The organism is Pseudomonas sp. NPDC090201 (genome assembly GCF_044746825.1).
GTDB classification, from domain to species: domain Bacteria; phylum Pseudomonadota; class Gammaproteobacteria; order Pseudomonadales; family Pseudomonadaceae; genus Aquipseudomonas; species Aquipseudomonas putida_AD.
The window spans coordinates 776052-792779 of the sequence record NZ_JBIVCX010000001.1 but is presented as its reverse complement, the minus strand read 5'-3'; the positions used below and the strand labels follow the sequence as shown (position 1 = coordinate 792779).

The window sequence follows — 16728 nt, the reverse complement described above, 5'->3', positions numbered from 1 at the left end:
CAAAAAAACGGATCTGTGGGAGCGAGCTTGCTCGCGAAAGGGCCAGTGCATTCAACGCATTCATGGCGGTCTGCACCCAAGCATTCGCGAGCAAGCTCGCTCCCACAGAGGCAACTTCACCTTGAAAACTCATACATTCGTCCCGGCATTCACCAACGGCAAAACCAGCACGAACATCGTGCCGCCTTCGGCCGGGTCTTCTGCGTTCAAGCTGCCACCGGCGGCGGCTGCCAGGCTGGCCGACAGAGTCAAGCCCAACCCCAGCCCCTGCTCACCCGGCTTGGTGGTGAAAAACGGTTCGAACAGGTGCTTGCGCGCTTCGGCGTCGATGCCGTGGCCGTTGTCGCGAACCCGCAGCCGATAACGGCCCTCGCACATGTCGCCCTGCAACCAGAGCACGGGCAGGGGCTGTGCCTGCATGGCGTCCAGCGCGTTGCCGATCAGGTTGACCAGAATCTGTTCAAGGCGGGTCTGATCGATCGCAAGCTCGACATCCTGAAACTCCTGATGCAGGTCCAGCGCGCTGTTTTCCAGACGCCCGGCCAGCAATTGCAGCGCGGCATCGACGGCCTTGCCCAGCGACGCCTGGCCCTTGTCTTCGCCACGCCGGGCAAAGGCGCGCAGGCTGGCGGTGATGCGGCCCATGCGGTCCACCAGATCGTTAATGGTGCGCAGGTTGGTGCTGGCGGTGTCCAGCGCGCCGCGCTCGATGAAACGCACGGTGTTGCCCGACAAGGTGCGCAACGCGGCCAAGGGCTGGTTGAGTTCGTGGGCGATGCTGGTGGACATCTGACCGATGGCAGCCAGCTTGCCGGCCTGTACCAGTTCGTCCTGGGCCTGGCGCAACGTTTCTTCGGCCTGACGCCGCTCACGAATCTGCCCCTTGAGGCGTTCGTTGCTGGCGCGCAGGTCGGCGGTGCGTTCGGTAATCCGCCGTTCCAGTTCGTTGTTGGCCTGCTCCAGCGCTTCGCGGGCGGCCAGACGCACGGAGATCACCTTGCGCCGCTCGTTCCAGGCAATCAGCAGAAAGGTCACCAGGGCAAAGGCCACGGCCACCAGCATCCCCTGGTTGGCGGCTTCCCGGCGCAGGTCTTCGAGCGGCGTCAGCAGGGTCAGGTGCCAGGGCGTGTCGGCCAGGTCGCGGGTCTGGGCCAGGTAACTGACCACGGTGTGTTCATGATCGACGCTGACGTTGGCAGGGAAGGTCAGCTTCTCCACACCCTCGGCAATCGACTCTCGCTCCAGCGGCACCAGCTCGTTGAGCGGCCACCAGTAATACTGCAGGCTGCGCGCCAGGCGCTCCTTGATGTCAGCTGTCAGGGGGCGCACCGATTTCAGACGTCGGGCCGGGTCGCTGGACAGAATGATGATGCCGTTCTCGTCACTGACGAAGGCTTCCAGACGCGCCCGCTGCCAGCGCTCTTCCAGCGCTTCCAGACGCACCTTGATCACCGCGACGCCGATGATCTTGCCTTTCTCTTCAAGCCCGTGGGCCAGGTAGTACCCGGGCTCGCCGGTGGTGCTGCCGATGCCGTAGAAGCGGCCGGGCAGGCCACGAATCGCGTCCTGATAATAGGCACGGAAGGACAGGTCTTCGCCCAGGTAACTGTCCGCGTCACGCCAGTTGCTGGTGGCGAGCACGCGGCCGGTGGTGTCCAGCACATAGATGGCGCGGCTGCGGCTGCGGCGGTTCAGGCCTTCGAGGTAGTCATTGACCTTGACCCGCAATTCGGGCGACGGATCGTTGAGCAGGTCGGAGACATTGGATTCGAGCTCCAGCACGCTGGGCAGGTAGTTGTATTTGTTGATTTCGCTTTCGACGGTACGCGCGTGCAACTCAAGCTGGCGCTGGCCGTTCTCGCCCAGAGCCTGGATGCCGTTCTTTTCGCTGTACAGATAGGTGAAGTAGCCCAGCGCGATCATCAGCAGAATGACCAGCGGCGGCAGGAACAGTTGGCGGATCAGGCGGGGTTTCACGGCAAGTGATGGTGTCGCGCTAAGAGGTGGATCGCATTTCATCACAGTCGTCCTGGACCGACCAGCCGTGCGTGTCATTGATGGTGAACACGCACGGCCGGTGGTTGTGTGCCCTTGTGGGGCTATGCCCTCGTGAGGCTAAAAACGAAAAGGCTGTTAGTGCTGCAGGATCTTGTTCAGGAAGTGCTGGGCGCGTTCGGAACGAGCGTTGATGTCGCCGAAGAATTCTTCCTTGGGGCAGTCTTCAATGATCTGGCCCTTGTCCATGAAGATCACGCGGTCGGCCACCTTGCGGGCGAAGCCCATTTCGTGGGTCACGCACATCATGGTCATGCCTTCGTGGGCAAGCTGCACCATCACGTCGAGCACTTCGTTGACCATTTCCGGGTCAAGTGCCGAAGTCGGTTCGTCGAACAGCATCACGATCGGGTCCATCGCCAGCGCGCGGGCAATCGCCACACGTTGCTGCTGGCCGCCGGAGAGCTGGCCCGGATGCTTGTGGGCGTGGGCCGACAGACCGACGCGCTCAAGCAACTGCAGGCCTTTTTTGGTGGCTTCTTCCTTGCTGCGGCCCAGCACCTTGATCTGCGCGATGGTCAGGTTCTCGGTGATGGTCAGGTGCGGGAACAGCTCGAAATGCTGGAACACCATGCCCACGCGCGAGCGCAGTTTCGGCAGGTTGGTCTTCGGGTCGGCGATGGAGGTGCCATCGACCTCGATGTCGCCTTTCTGGAACGGCTCAAGGGCGTTGACGCACTTGATCAGGGTCGATTTGCCCGAGCCGGACGGCCCGCACACCACGATCACTTCGCCTTTCTTGACCTCGGTGCTGCAATCGGTCAGCACCTGGAAGTCCCCATACCACTTGTTGATATTTTTGATGGAAATCATACGGCTAACCTTTTCTGCATGAGCTTGACCAGACGCGAGGCCGCGAAGCTGATCGTGAAGTACACCAGACCTGCGATGACCAGGAACTCATTGGAACGGCCAATGATGTCGCCGCTGGCGCGGGCCGAGTTGAGGAAGTCGACCAGACCGACCGTGTACACGAGCGAGGTGTCCTGGAACAGGATGATGCTCTGCTGCAACAGCAGCGGGGTCATCTTGCGAAACGCCTGGGGCAGGATGATCAGGCGCATCATCTGGCCGTAGGTCATGCCCAGGGCCTGCGCTGCGCCCATCTGGCCACGGGAGATCGACTGCACGCCGGCACGCACGATTTCGCAGAAGTACGCCGCCTCGAACATCATGAACGCCACGACGCAGGAGGTGAACGCACCGACCGGGGTATCTTCGCCGGTGATCCAGCGCAGCACGAACGGCACCGCCAGGTAGAACCAGGTGATGACCAGCAGCAGCGGGATCGAACGGAAATAGTTGACGTAGGCGCCGGCGATGCGCGACATCCACTTGCTCGGTGACAGGCGCATCAGGGCCAGGATCGTGCCGAGCACGATGCCGCCCACAACGCCCATTGCCATGAGCTTGAGGGTCATGAGCATGCCGTTCCACAGGCCCGGAATGGCGGGAACGATTCCAGAGAAGTCCATTATTTACCTCCCACGGAAATCAGGCCCGGCACGGCGACTTTCTTCTCGATCAGACGCATGAGCAGCATCAGGCTCATGTTCAGCGTGAAGTAGATCAGGGTGGCCAGGGTGAAGGCTTCGAACAGGTTCGCAGAGAATTCGGCGGTCTGTTTGGTCTGGGCGAGCAACTCCATCAGACCGATCAGCGAGGCCACCGACGAGTTCTTGAACACGTTGAGGAATTCGGAGGTGAGCGGCGGAATGATGATCCGGTAAGCCTGCGGCAGCAGCACGTTCCAGTAGATCTGCGGCAGTTTGAAACCCATGGCGCGTGCGGCGGATTCCTGGCCGCGAGGCAACGCCTGGATACCGGTACGCACTTGTTCGCAAACCCGTGCGGCGGTGAACAGGCCCAGGCACACGACAACGCTCAGGAAAGCCGAGGTGGTCGGGTTCAGGTCCTGCTTGTACCACTCCTGCAGGTTCTCGGGCAGCAGGTCCGGCACCAGGAAGTACCAGATGAATAACTGCACCAGCAGTGGCACGTTACGGAAAATTTCCACGTAGACCGTGGCAATGGTGGACACGATGCGGTTGGGCACCGTACGCATCACCCCGAGCACGGAGCCCAGGATCAGCGCGATGATCCAGGCGACGATGGAGATGCCGATAGTCCAGCCCAGGCCGGAAACGTACCAGTCCAGATAGGTCTCGGTACCCACGCCAGTGGACTTGAAGAACACGCCCCAGTCCCAATTGTAATTCATCAGGGTCTCCCCTCTGATCGATCGTTATGCACGCACACCGCTTTGCAGCGGCTTCCGGGAAGGTCGATGACCTCCCCGGGAGTCAGGCTTTCACTTGTGAAGCATAGGTAGGGAAGGGCTTATGCCTTCTTCTCTGGCGCTGGCTTGTCGTTCGGGTTCTCGATCAGCTTCTTGAGTTCAGGGCTCATCGGGAATTCGAGGTTCAGGCCTTTTGGAGGGATTGGCTGGGTGAACCACTTGGCGTAGATCTTGTTGATCTCGCCCGACTTGTAGAGGCCGACAATCGCGTCGTCCACGGCTTTCTTGAAGGCAGGGTCGTCTTTGCGAACCATGCAGCCGTAGATTTCATAGGATTGCGGAGTGCCGGTCACGTGCCAGTCGGTTGGCTTCTTGGCCTTGGCCATTTCGCCTGCCAGCAGGGCGTCGTCCATCATGAACGCGACAGCGCGGCCCGATTCCAGCATCTGGAAGGATTCGCCGTGGTCTTTGGCGGAGATGACGTTCATGCCCATCTGCTTGTCAGCGTTCATCGCCTTGATGATGCGCTCGGACGTGGTGCCAGCGGTGGTCACGACGTTCTTGCCTTTCAGGTCGTCGAAATCGTTGTACGAAGAGCCGGTCTTGGTCAGCAGGCGAGTACCGATTTCGAAGATGCCGACCGAGAAGTCGACTTGCTGGGCGCGTTCGGCGTTGTTGGTGGTCGAGCCACATTCAACGTCGACGGTACCGTTCTGCACCAGCGGGATACGGGTCTGCGAAGTGACCAGGTTGTAGTTGACCTTCAGGTCAGGCTTGTTCAGGTCTTTCTTGATGGCTTCGACGATCGCCAGTTGAATGTCGTGGGAGTAGCCGACTGGCTTGCCGGAAGCATCCGCGATGTACGAGAACGGAATCGACGAGTCGCGGTGGCCCAGGGTGATGGTGCCCGAATCGTTGATTTTCTTCAGGGTGCCGGTCAGTTCGGCGGCGGAAACCGGGGTGCTGATCAAAGCGGCTGCAGCAATGGCCACGCCCAGAATGTGGGGAACGATACGCATCTGTTAATCCTCGACTTTGTTTTTCTTATGGGTCCGGTGTTGGGTCGGCCCTATCGTTTCAGAACGCTACAACGGCGGCCCAGACAGGCGGCACGCTACATCGGAGCAATCGTGCATGAGTGTAGAGCATGAGTCATGCCAAGCACGTGACAGCTGATAACAGATTGAAAATAAAGGGAATTTATTTTGGGATGAGTGCGAGGAGGGCTGTGGCCGTCCGGGATGCCGAATGGCCAGTAGTATTGCGTTCGGAAATCCGAATGGGAGCGGGCGCTTGTAGGAGCGCGCTTGCCCGCGATGGCGGCGTGTCATTCAACATACTCGGATCAGACACACCGCAATCGCGGGCAAGCGCGCTCCTACAGTGGGGCGGTGTAGGAGGTCAGGCGGCTTCTATAGTGCTTTTGTGGCGAGCGATCTTGTCCAGGTACGCCTGCACCTTTTGCTGTTCTTCAGCCGTGGTGAACAGGCCCAGCTTGGTCCGGCGCCACAGGATGTCCTCGGCCTGGGTCACCCACTCCGCCCGGCACAGGTAATCCACTTCGGCGCTGTACAACCCGCCGCCCAGGTGCTCGCCCATGTCGGCCAGGCTTTGCACGCCATCGACGATCTGCCAGCTGCGCGAGCCATAGGTGATGGCCCAGCGCCTGGCGATTTCAGCGGGCAGCCAACTGCAGCGTTGTTGCAGGTCGCTGGCCAGTTGCGCCGGGGTGGTCATGTTTTCGCCGCCAGGCAGGCTGGTCTTGGCGGTCCAGCTTCCCTTCATCTGCGGGAAGAACGGCGCCAGTTGCTGCATCGCCGATTCGGCCAGCTTGCGGTAGGTGGTCAGCTTGCCGCCGAACACCGAGAGGATCGGCGCCTCTGTGGCATCGCCCGACAGAGCCAGGGTGTAGTCCCGGGTAATGGCCGACGGGTTATCGGATTCGTCATTGCACAGCGGACGCACGCCTGAGTACGTGCGAATGATGTCGCTGCGGCTCAGTTGCTTCTTGAAGTGCTCATTGACGATCTTCAGCAGGTAATCGGTTTCGCCTTCGGTGATCGCCACTGTCGCCGGATCGCCGGTGTACTCGCGGTCAGTGGTGCCGATGATGGTGAAGCGTTCCATGTAAGGAATGGTGAAGACGATGCGCTGGTCTTCGTTCTGCAGAATGAAGGCGTTTTCACCCTCGTACAGCTTCGGCACGATCAGGTGACTGCCCTGGATCAGGCGGATGCCGTACTTGGATTCCAGTTTCAGGTCTTCGCGAATGAACCTGGCGACCCACGGGCCCGCCGCGTTCACCAGCGCCTTGGCGCGAACCGAGAACTGGGTGCCGTCGCTGCGTTCCATTTCCAGTTGCCACAGGCCACCGTTGCGACGGGCGCTCAGGCAGCGGGTGCGGGTGTGCAGGTGCGCGCCGTGTTCGCGGGCGGCCATGGCGTTGAGCACCACCAGACGCGCGTCGTCGACCCAGCAGTCGGAATATTCGAAACCGCGGGTGATCGAGCTGTTCAGCGGGCTGTTGGCACCGAAGCGCAGGTTTTTCGAGGCCGGCAGTTTTTCCCGCTTGCCCAGGTGGTCATACAGGAACAGGCCGGCGCGAATCATCCACGCCGGACGCAGGTGCGGGCGGTGGGGCAGCACGAAGCGCATGGGCTTGACGATGTGCGGGGCCTTTTCCAGCAGCACTTCACGTTCAGCCAGGGCTTCGCGCACCAGGCGGAATTCGTAATGTTCCAGGTAACGCAGACCGCCGTGGATCAGCTTGCTGCTGGCCGAGGAGGTGTGGCTGGCCAGATCGTCCTTTTCGCAGAGGAACACCGAAAGACCACGGCCCGAAGCATCCGCCGCGATCCCGACACCATTGATCCCGCCACCGATGACGGCGATGTCGTAGACCTCTGAAAGGGGTGGAGCAGGGAACGCTGAGTGGGCCATCGGGGCCTCCTGTCTGGAATTCGATCATGTTCGCTTTTGGCGAAATCGAACATTTGAGTTCATTTTCGAAAATGATAAACCAATAAGACAGGTCTAACCACTCAGTATCGATTGAAAATACTGATTGAAGGGAAAGTAAAGGAACAAAAGCGAACATGAAACGGCCTCGCGGCCTGTAGGAGCGCGCTTGCCCGCGACTGCAATCTGTCAGCAATATCAATGGCGGATGACACACTGCAATCGCGGGCAAGCGCGCTCCTACAGCAAAAACGCGCTTAAACCACTTCCAGACGAATCTTGTTCTGCGTCAGCAGTTGCGCAAGGGCCGGCACTGGCGGCTGGTCGGTCACCAGGCAGTCGATCAGGGTGATCGGGCCCAGGCGGACCATGGCGTTGCGGCCGAACTTGCTGGAGTCGGCGGCCAGGATGACCTGGCGGGCGTTGGCGATGATCGCCTGGGAGACGCGCACTTCCTGGTAGTCGAAGTCCAGCAGGCTGCCGTCTTCGTCGATGCCGCTGATGCCCACCAGGGCGAAATCGACCTTGAACTGGGTGATGAAATCGACGCTCGCCTGACCCACCACACCGCCGTCGCGGCGCACGTTGCCACCGGCCAGCAGCACTTCGAAGTCATCCTTGCCGCTCAGGATCGAAGCCACATGCAGGTTGTTGGTGATGATCTTCAGGTGATTGTGGTTGAGCAGGGCGCGGGCGATGGATTCGGTGGTCGTGCCGATGTTGATGAACAGCGAGGCATGATCGGGAATCTGCGCGGCAATCGCCTCGGCGATGCGCTGTTTCTCGTCGCGCATCTGGTCGGCACGCATGGCGTACGCGGTGTTCTCGATACTGGAGTCATAGGCAGCACCGCCGTGGTAGCGACGCAGCAGGTTCATCTCCGCCAACTGGTTGATGTCACGGCGGATGGTCTGCGGGGTAACGACGAACGACTGGGCCATTTCCTCGATGCTGACATAGCCGCGCTCACGGACCAGCTCGAGGATCTGCTGTTGACGGGGTGGCAGATTCATTTTTTTTCCTTCGGGCAAGAGCGCCCATGATGCCGCAGGCGGCCATTACCTGTCAGCCGGAAAAAGTCATGAGGTGGCAAGGCGACGCGAATCATTGTAGGAGCGCGCTTGCCCGCGATTGCGGTGTGCCAGGCACCTTCTTGGGTACAGGTACACCGCGGTCGCGGGCAAGCGCGCTCCTACAGATCGGGATTATTCGGCGTCTTCGTGGGGCTCCCAGTCCCGGGTGCGGTCCACCGCCTTGCGCCAGCCCGCGTAGAGTTTTTCCTTCTCGGCATCGTCGCACTGCGGCTCGAACCTGCGCTCGATCACGGCCTTGTCCTTCAACTCGTCCAGCCCGCTCCAGAAACCAATCGCCAGACCCGCCAGGTACGCCGCGCCCAACGCTGTGGTCTCGCGCATTTTCGGGCGTTCCACCTGGGTGCCGAGGATGTCGGCCTGGAACTGCATGAGGAAGTTGTTGGCCACCGCGCCGCCGTCCACGCGCAGCGCCTTGAGCGGCTCGGCGGCGTCCTGCTGCATGGCGTCGAGCACGTCGCGGGTCTGGTAGGCGATGGACTCCAGGGCCGCACGGATGATGTGATCGACCTTCACGCCACGGGTCAGGCCGAACAGCGCGCCACGGGCGTACGGATCCCAGTAGGGCGCCCCAAGGCCGGTGAACGCCGGGACCAGATACACGCCATTGCTGTTCTTCACCTTGGTGGCGAAATATTCGGTGTCCATGGAGTCATTGACGATTTTCAGTTCGTCACGCAGCCACTGCACGGTCGAGCCGCCGTTGAACACCGCGCCCTCCAGCGCATAGGCCACTTCGCCCCGAGGGCCGCAGCCGATGGTGGTCAGCAGGCCGTGATTGGATTTGACGGCTTTCTTGCCGGTGTTCATCAGCAGGAAACAACCGGTGCCGTAGGTATTCTTGGCCTGGCCGGGCTCCACGCACATCTGGCCGAACAGCGCCGATTGCTGGTCGCCTGCGATACCGGCGATGGCGATGCCGCTTTTGCTGTGGCCATAGACTTCAGATGAAGACTTGACCTCCGGGAGCATTTCCCGAGGCACGTCGAGCACGTCCAGCATCCGCTGATCCCATTCCAGGGTGTGGATGTTGAACATCATGGTGCGCGAGGCGTTGGTGTAGTCGGTGACGTGGACCTTGCCGCCGGTGAATTTCCAGATCAGCCAGCTATCGACGGTGCCGAACAGCAGCTCGCCACGACGGGCGCGTTCGCGGCTGCCTTCGACGTGATCGAGAATCCACTTGAGTTTGCTGCCGGAAAAGTACGGGTCGATGACCAGGCCCGTGGTTTCCTTGATGTAGTCCTCAAGGCCGTCGCGCTTGAGTTGCTGGCAGATTTCCGTGCTGCGACGGCACTGCCAGACCACGGCGTTGTAGATCGGGCGGCCGGTGTCCTTCTCCCACACAACCGTGGTTTCGCGCTGGTTGGTGATACCAATGGCGGCGATCTGGTTGTGATGCAGGTTGGCCTGGGCCAACACCTTGGTCATGCAGGCGGTCTGGGTGGCGAAGATCTCCATCGGATCATGCTCGACCCAGCCCGGCTGCGGGTAATGCTGCACGAACTCGCTTTGGGCGGTGCTGACCACATTGGCGTCGCGGTCGAAGATGATGGCACGGGAACTGGTGGTGCCTTGATCGAGGGCAATAATGTAGTTCTTGTCGTTATCGGTCATGTCGGTTGCCTGGTAATGAAGCCGGTATCCTGGGGGCTGCTATCAGTTTACGTGCAAGCGCCCCGGTTGCGCAGGCAACAGGGGTGCCTGCGCGCAATATTCGTATTCGAAAAAATATAGACGTAAACGAACATTGTCAAAGGTCGAAAGCGAACTGTCACCGGGTTTTGCATCGTCCGCGAAAATTCGTTGCCAGGAGTGTGCGCGCTTGCAGCGTTTACAGGGCCGATGGCCTAAAGTAATGACTGCCAACAAGAAACACCCTGGTCGTCTGGAGTGCTGCATGACCCCTGCATTGGATTTACTGAAGAAAGCCCGCGCCGAACACCGTGTCCACAGTTACGAACATGATCCGAAGGCGGCTTCCTATGGCCTGGAGGCCGCCGAGAAGCTGAACCTGCAACCGGCCCAGGTCTTCAAGACGCTCTTGGCCAGTACCGAAAAGGGCGAATTGCTGGTGGCGGTGGTGCCGGTGGTGGGCTCGCTGGATCTCAAGGCCCTGGCCCATGCTGCCGGTGCGAAGAAGGCCGAAATGGCCGATCCAGCGGCGGCCCAGCGTGCGACGGGTTATCTGTTGGGCGGCATCAGTCCGTTGGGGCAGAAGAAAAGACTGCGAACCTTTATCGATGAGTCGGCTCAACCGTTCGCGACGATTTTTGTCAGCGCTGGTCGACGCGGGCTTGAGGTCGAGTTGTCCGCTGCGGTACTCGCACAACACACCAGTGCGATCTTTGCTCAGATTGGTCGTGAATGACCCGCGCCACCTTCAACGATTGGGGATGCCTTCCATGCAGCTTGAATTCCATCAAGTCGACGCGTTCAGTGACCGACCTTTCGCGGGCAATCCTGCGATGGTCTACCGCCTCGATGCCTGGCTGTCGGATGAGTTGATGCAGCACATTGCGACCGAACATAACCTGTCGGAAACGGCATTTGTCGTGCGCGAGGCCCAGGGCTGGCACATCCGCTGGTTCACGCCCACCAACGAGGTGCCGCTGTGTGGGCACGCGACGTTGGCCAGTGCGTTCGTGTTATTCGAAAAATATGCAGAAACAGCCGACACCATCGAATTCCTCAGCAAGTCAGGCCCCTTGACCGTCACTCGGGAGAGCGGCCGGTTGTGGCTCGACTTCCCGGCGATGCCGCCGAGCGAGGTTGGGGTGACGGTGGACATCGAACGGGCGCTGAATGCCGATGTGGTGGACGCGCTGGGCGCGGCGGCGTTGATGGTGGTGCTGGAGTCGGAGCAGGCGGTTAGGGAGTGCAAGCCTGACATGGCCGCCATCGCCCGGCTGCCGTGGCCGGGAGTGATCGTCACCGCCAAGGGGGATGGCGAGCTGCACGATTTCGTCTCGCGCTATTTTGCGCCGGGCAACGGTATTCCTGAAGACCCGGTGACAGGTTCGACCCACTGCAGCCTGATTCCATACTGGTCGGCGCGGCTGAACAAATTCAGCCTGACGGCGTTTCAGTGTTCGAGACGGGGCGGGGAGCTGTTCTGTCGGCTGGAAGGCGACCGGGTGAAGATCGGCGGGTATGCGACGCTGGTGGCAAGCGGCACGCTGACCCTCGGCTGACCCCGCAATTCCTGTAGGAGCGCGCTTGCCCGCGACGGCGGTGTGTCAGTCAGCACATTCGTAACAGATACACCGCGGTCGCGGGCAAGCGCGCTCCTACAGGGTTCGATGGAGCGCCGGATCCTGATGGACTGGCACGCTCCCGACAGCCGCAAACAACACCAGATGCTCAGCCGAAACCCGAATCCCCACTTCATCCCCGGCGCGCAGGTCCACGTGGCTTGGGAACAGTGCTTCAAGCTGGGTACCGGTCGGCATGCGCAGGCGGTAGAGAGTTGCCGCACCCTGGAAGGTCTTGCTGGCGACTCTGGCCTTCAGCTCGCTGTCCGGGGCGTGGACGATGTCGTCGGGGCGCAGCAGCACATCCATCGGCGTGCCATTGACCCCCGCATAGGCGCGATTGCCGCGCAGCAGGCCGAGTTCGGTCTGTACCGTTTCACCGTCGAGCAATTGCCCACGAATGAAATAGCCCTGGCCTACAAAGCTTGCGACATAAGGCGTCGCCGGTTCGTGATAGAGGTTGTAGGGCGTGTCCCACTGCTCGAGCCGGCCTTCCTTGAACACACCGACATGATCGCTGACCGCGAAGGCTTCTTCCTGATCGTGGGTTACCAGGATCGCACTGGTGCCGCGCGCCTTGAGGATGTCGCGCACCTCATGGCTCAGACGTCTGCGCAGCTCGCCGTCGAGGTTGGAAAAGGGTTCGTCCAGCAGCAGCAATTGCGGCTCGGGCGCCAGCGCACGGGCCAGGGCCACGCGCTGCTGCTGGCCGCCGGAAAGCTCGTGGGGATGACGCTTGCCCAGTGCGCCGAGGTTGACCATCTCCAGCATCTCTTCGACCACCTGCGCCTGGCGCGGGTGATTGCGAATGCCGAAGGCGATGTTCTCGGCGACGGTCAGGTGCGGAAACAGCGCGTAATCCTGAAACACCATGCCGATGCGGCGCTTCTCCGGGGCCAGGGTGAATCCGGGCCGGGAGATGACTTCGTCGGCCAGCACGATCTCGCCTTCATGCACCGGCTCGAATCCGGCAATGGCGCGCAGGGTGGTGGTCTTGCCGCAACCCGAGGAGCCCAGCAGGCAACCGATGTCGCCTGCATTGAGGTGCAGATCGAGGTTCTGCACCACACGTTGGTCCTGGTAACCACAGGCGAGGTTGCGCAGTTTGAGCAGCATCAGTTCACTCAGGCAGGTTGCAGGGCAGGGGCCACGAGGAATTCGAGCAAGGCCTTCTGCGCGTGCAGGCGGTTTTCGGCCTGGTCCCAGGCGACCGAACGGGCGTCGTCGAGCAGGTCTTCACTGATCTCTTCGCCCCGGTGCGCCGGCAGGCAGTGCATGAACAGCACGTCATCGGCGGCCAGGTCGAGCAGTTCGCGGGTGACCTGGAACGGCTTGAACAGGGCGATACGCTTGGCGGTTTCGTCTTCCTGGCCCATGGAGGTCCAGACGTCGGTGCTGATCAGGTGCGCACCCTTGACCGCTTCACGCGGGTCGCGGGTCAGGGTGACGCGGTCGCCGGCCAGCGCCATGAAGTGCGGGTTAGGCTCGTAGCCTTCCGGGCAGGCGACACGCAATTGGAAGTCGAACTGGATCGCCGCTTCTATATAGCTGTTGCACATGTTGTTGCCGTCGCCGATCCAGGCCACGGTCTTGCCCTTGATCGAGCCGCGATGCTCCAGGAAGGTCTGCATGTCGGCCAGCAACTGGCAGGGGTGCAGGTCGTCCGACAGGCCGTTGATGACCGGCACGCGGGAATTGGCGGCAAACTCGGTGAGGTTGCTGTGGGCGAAGGTACGGATCATCACCGCATCGACCATCCGCGACATGACGCGCGCGCCGTCGGCAATCGGCTCGCCGCGGCCCAGTTGTGTGTCACGGGGCGACAAAAAGATCGCCTGGCCGCCCAGCTGGATCATGCCGGCTTCGAACGAAACACGGGTACGAGTCGAAGATTTCTCGAAGATCATCGCCAGCACGCGGCCGCGCAACGGCTCGAACAGCACCCCTCGATTTCGCAGGTCCTTTAGCTCCACGCCGCGACGAATCACGCCGACGAGCTCATCTGGCGTGTAGTCCATCATCGAGAGAAAGTGCCTTGCGCTCATCATTAACTACCTTGTCTGCAACAGACCGCAGATCCTCAAAGCCGGGTTTTATCGGGAAAACGGGCGAGACCTGCGGCAAAAGCCGCACGGGGCGACGGATAGGGAAGGCGCGAGGGTATAAGAAAATGTCGCCTCGTGCCAAGGCCCGGCTTGCTGGAAAATATTCGTCAGACGTTCGGTAGCCTGAAAACGGCGCTGTCAGGACGCTTTTCATGTAACGAAGTGCTACAGTTGCTCGGGCAGGAGAGGCACTTCGCCATCTCTGCGTTGTCGAACGCCAGAGGTTGTACACCGGCCTCTAAAGAATGCGCAATTACTGCCGATTCTGTAATAGTTTCAAATTGATGCAAACCTTGCGACATGCTTCACGCCCCGGAAACCCGGACGTTTCCTAAACCTGTGGCGTGGGTTATAAAGGCCGCTTATGTCCTCCAGAAGAGGTGGGGAATGGATTCAAAAGAGAAACAACTGACGGAACTGCTCGGGCTCACCGCCCGTACCCTTACGCACCTCACGGCTTCCATGACGTCGATGTCGTTCGAGCTGATGCGCAGCGAGGATGAGGTGACCCGCTCGGCAGGTCGTCGTATGATCGACCGCATGGCCACTATCAGTGCCGGGCTTGACGATCATTGGCGTCTGATCGGTGAACTCACCGGTGTTCAGGTTTCCCAGGAACAGGTCGAGACCGTTCACGAGATCCAGATGCAGCGCAAGGTGGTCACCCCCATTGGCGGTTCCGCCTCCTGATCTCCTTTCTGTTTGCGCAGGCGGGCCATCGGCTCGCCTGATGCTGTCCGATTCACGGCACTGACGTTTCTGGCGAAGTGCTGCCCCAGGCGCCATAGTTTTGTCTGCGCGATCACCCCGGTCGCCGAACAAGAATATGAGACTGGCGATGACCAAGACTCTGCACCACCGTGCGTGCCACCTGTGCGAGGCCATCTGTGGCCTGACCATCGAAACCACCCTCGAAGACGATGCCTCGGTGCGCATCAGCTCGATCAAGGGCGACGCTCTGGACACCTTCAGCCGTGGGCACATCTGCCCCAAGGCCGTGGCCCTGCAGGATATCCAGAACGATCCGGACCGCTTGCGCCAGCCCATGCTGCGCGTGGGCGATCAGTGGCAGGCCATCGAGTGGCAGGCGGCGTTCGATCTGGTGGCCGAGCGTCTGCTGGACATTCAGGCGCGTCATGGCCAGAACGCAGTGGCGGTGTATCAGGGCAACCCCAGCGTCCATAACTATGGCCTGATGACCCACAGCAATTACTTTCTGGGCCTTTTGAAAACCCGCAATCGTTTTTCGGCGACCTCGGTCGACCAGTTGCCCCATCACCTGACCAGTTACCTGATGTATGGCCACGGTTTGTTACTGCCGATTGCCGACATCGACCACACCGATTTCATGCTGATACTGGGCGGTAATCCACTGGCGTCCAACGGCAGCATCATGACTGTGCCGGATGTCGAGAAACGCCTGAAGGCCATTCAGGCCCGCGGTGGCAAGGTGGTGGTCATCGATCCGCGGCGCAGCGAAACGGCCGCCATCGCCGATCAGCATCTGTTCATCCGCCCCGGCGCCGACGCGGCGCTGCTGTTCGGCCTGCTGCATACCTTGTTTGCCGAGGGCCTGACCCGCGAAAGCCACTTGCCGGTGGATGGCCTCGAAGAGGTGCGCGCGGCCATCGCGCCGATGGATGCCGACGCCATGAGCCTGCGCTGCGGTATCCCGGCCGAGCAGATTCGGCAATTGGCGCGGGATTTTGCGGCGGCTGACAAGGCGGTCTGTTACGGGCGCATGGGGATTTCCACCCAGGCGTTCGGTACGCTGTGTCATTGGCTGGTGCAGTTGATCAACCTGGTGACCGGCAATCTTGATCGCGTGGGCGGCGCGCTCTGTACCTCGCCCGCGCTGGATATGGTGGCGTCCACTTCGGGCGGCGGCTTCAATCGCTGGCAGAGTCGTGTTTCGGGGCTGCCCGAATACGGCGGCGAACTGCCGGTGTCGGCGCTGGCCGAAGAAATGCTCACCGAAGGCGAGGGGCAGATCAGGGCGCTGGTCACGGTGGCCGGCAACCCGGTGCTCTCGACGCCTAACGGACGCCAGCTGGATCAGGCGCTCGACGGCCTGGAGTTCATGGTCAGCGTTGACCTCTACATCAACGAAACCACCCGCCATGCCGATCTGATCCTGCCGTCCACTTCGGCGCTGGAAAACGATCACTATGACACCACGTTCAACATGTTCGCGGTGCGCAACGTCACCCGTTTCAACCGCGCGATTCTGGCCAAGCCCGAAGGAGCGCTGCACGACTGGGAAATCTTCGTGGGCCTGGCCCGCGCATTCGCCACCCGTGCCGAGCGGGAGCTGAAGCCGACCATCGCCCCGGCGCAGATGGTCGATCGCGGTTTGCGCGCAGGGCTGTACGGAGATGCATCGGATTTCAAGCTTTCCCTTGAGACGCTGCATGAGCACCCTCACGGTCTGGATCTGGGCGCCCTGCGGCCCAACCTTGCGTCCCGGTTGCGCACCGCCAATCAACGGATACAGGCGGCGCCTGAAGTGATCCTCGCCGACCTTGTGCGGTTCGCCATGCAGCCGGTACCTTCGGTTGAAGAGCTGTTGCTGATTGGCCGGCGTCATGTGCGCAGCAACAACTCCTGGATGCACAATTATCATCGGCTGGTGAAGGGCAAGCCGCGCCATCAGTTGCTGATGAACCCGCAGGACATGGCCACGCGCGGGCTCAGTGACGAGCAGCGGGTGAGGGTGAGTTCGAGGGTCGGGATGATCGAGGTGGAGGTGATGAGCAGCACCGACATGATGCCGGGCGTGGTCAGCCTGCCCCATGGCTGGGGCCACGGCCGGCCGGGCGTGCAGATGGAGATCGCCCGGGGGCAGCCGGGGGAGAGCGCTAACGACCTGACCGACGAACGGCATCTGGATGCGATTTCCGGCAATGCGGCGCTCAACGGAGTACCCGTGACGGTAGCGGCGGCATGATGGGCGTCATATCTATCGTCGCAATTAAAGCCAAGACCGAGCGTTACGCTAGGCTTTCCGTTACAATGCGCCACCGTGT

At 61.2% G+C, this 16728-nt stretch carries 14 protein-coding genes; 4 read left to right on the top strand and 10 right to left on the bottom strand.

Annotation, left to right across the window (positions count from 1 at the left end; all coding sequences use genetic code 11):
- Positions 1-129 precede the first annotated feature (129 nt).
- From ACIPOO_RS03675 to glpK, 8 genes are all read right to left on the bottom strand, one after another.
- Complete coding sequence (locus tag ACIPOO_RS03675) at positions 130-2019, bottom strand: ATP-binding protein (protein WP_400604484.1); 1890 nt, start codon at positions 2017-2019, stop codon at positions 130-132.
- A 114-nt stretch (positions 2020-2133) separates the two neighbouring features.
- The gene (locus ACIPOO_RS03670; RefSeq protein ID WP_274135092.1) at positions 2134-2868 is read right to left on the bottom strand and encodes an amino acid ABC transporter ATP-binding protein; all 735 of its coding nucleotides are present in this window, start codon (positions 2866-2868) and stop codon (positions 2134-2136) included.
- Positions 2865-3533, bottom strand: a complete 669-nt coding sequence (locus ACIPOO_RS03665; RefSeq protein ID WP_274135104.1) for an amino acid ABC transporter permease — start codon at positions 3531-3533, stop codon at positions 2865-2867. Before ACIPOO_RS03665 ends, ACIPOO_RS03670 begins: the two co-directional genes overlap by 4 nt.
- Complete coding sequence (locus ACIPOO_RS03660; protein WP_274135093.1) at positions 3530-4276, bottom strand: amino acid ABC transporter permease; 747 nt, start codon at positions 4274-4276, stop codon at positions 3530-3532. The genes ACIPOO_RS03665 and ACIPOO_RS03660 overlap by 4 nt, the downstream gene beginning before the upstream one ends.
- Before the next feature lie 119 nt (positions 4277-4395).
- Positions 4396-5313: a glutamate/aspartate ABC transporter substrate-binding protein gene (locus ACIPOO_RS03655; RefSeq protein ID WP_274135094.1), complete on the bottom strand. Its 918-nt coding sequence runs from the start codon at positions 5311-5313 to the stop codon at positions 4396-4398.
- A gap of 382 nt (positions 5314-5695) precedes the next feature.
- Entirely contained in the window at positions 5696-7234 is a 1539-nt protein-coding gene (gene glpD, locus ACIPOO_RS03650) for a glycerol-3-phosphate dehydrogenase (protein ID WP_400604481.1), read from the bottom strand.
- Between the two features lie 275 nt (positions 7235-7509).
- Positions 7510-8265, bottom strand: a complete 756-nt coding sequence (locus tag ACIPOO_RS03645; protein WP_274135096.1) for a DeoR/GlpR family transcriptional regulator — start codon at positions 8263-8265, stop codon at positions 7510-7512.
- Between the two features lie 192 nt (positions 8266-8457).
- The gene (gene glpK, locus ACIPOO_RS03640) at positions 8458-9960 is read right to left on the bottom strand and encodes a glycerol kinase GlpK (RefSeq protein ID WP_400604478.1); all 1503 of its coding nucleotides are present in this window, start codon (positions 9958-9960) and stop codon (positions 8458-8460) included.
- A 283-nt stretch (positions 9961-10243) separates the two neighbouring features.
- Between glpK and ybaK the strand changes: the two genes are divergently transcribed.
- Together ybaK and ACIPOO_RS03630 are read left to right on the top strand one after the other, a co-directional pair.
- Entirely contained in the window at positions 10244-10714 is a 471-nt protein-coding gene (gene ybaK, locus ACIPOO_RS03635) for a Cys-tRNA(Pro) deacylase (RefSeq protein ID WP_274135098.1), read from the top strand.
- Positions 10715-10748: 34 nt separating this feature from the next.
- Complete coding sequence (locus ACIPOO_RS03630) at positions 10749-11537, top strand: PhzF family phenazine biosynthesis protein (RefSeq protein WP_400604476.1); 789 nt, start codon at positions 10749-10751, stop codon at positions 11535-11537.
- A gap of 96 nt (positions 11538-11633) precedes the next feature.
- Here ACIPOO_RS03630 and ACIPOO_RS03625 read toward each other — a convergent pair whose 3' ends face one another.
- Both ACIPOO_RS03625 and argF read right to left on the bottom strand, forming a co-directional pair.
- Positions 11634-12725, bottom strand: coding sequence for an ABC transporter ATP-binding protein (locus ACIPOO_RS03625; protein WP_400605177.1), 1092 nt, complete (start codon positions 12723-12725; stop codon positions 11634-11636).
- Positions 12722-13642 (bottom strand): ornithine carbamoyltransferase, encoded by a 921-nt coding sequence (argF, locus tag ACIPOO_RS03620; protein WP_274135100.1) that lies wholly within the window; start codon positions 13640-13642, stop codon positions 12722-12724. The genes ACIPOO_RS03625 and argF overlap by 4 nt, the downstream gene beginning before the upstream one ends.
- A gap of 447 nt (positions 13643-14089) precedes the next feature.
- Between argF and ACIPOO_RS03615 the strand changes: the two genes are divergently transcribed.
- The gene (locus ACIPOO_RS03615) at positions 14090-14392 is read left to right on the top strand and encodes a hypothetical protein (RefSeq protein WP_062387999.1); all 303 of its coding nucleotides are present in this window, start codon (positions 14090-14092) and stop codon (positions 14390-14392) included.
- A gap of 148 nt (positions 14393-14540) precedes the next feature.
- Positions 14541-16649, top strand: a complete 2109-nt coding sequence (locus tag ACIPOO_RS03610) for a molybdopterin oxidoreductase family protein (protein WP_400604473.1) — start codon at positions 14541-14543, stop codon at positions 16647-16649.
- Positions 16650-16728 lie beyond the last annotated feature (79 nt).